This is a genomic window from Mycobacterium arosiense ATCC BAA-1401 = DSM 45069 (genome assembly GCF_002086125.1).
Taxonomy (GTDB): domain Bacteria; phylum Actinomycetota; class Actinomycetes; order Mycobacteriales; family Mycobacteriaceae; genus Mycobacterium; species Mycobacterium arosiense.
Genome location: NZ_MVHG01000426.1, coordinates 1 through 233 on the forward strand (window position 1 = coordinate 1; position 233 = coordinate 233).

1 protein-coding gene is annotated in these 233 nt (G+C 55.8%); it reads left to right on the forward strand.

The window, feature by feature from the left end; all coding sequences use genetic code 11:
* Positions 1-34: 34 nt before the first annotated feature.
* Positions 35-233: septation protein IspZ (locus tag BST14_RS32430; RefSeq protein ID WP_211280881.1), on the forward strand; the 199-nt coding region annotated here is incomplete at its 3' end.

A 233-nucleotide genomic window follows, 5' to 3' on the forward strand; every position in this document is an offset into this window, starting at 1 on the left:
ATTATGCCGTTTCAACCGTGTCCTGACTGCCACCATGAAGCAATTCATCGATTTCATCCCACTGATCCTGTTCTTCATCGTCTACAAGATAGACCCTCAGAACGTCGAGTTCGCCGGGTTCAATCTGAGTGGCATCTACGGCGCGACCGCGACCCTGATCCTCGCCTCGGTGATCGTCTACGGCGCCCTCTGGCTCAAGCACCGCCACCTGGAAAAGAGCCAGTGGTTCACCC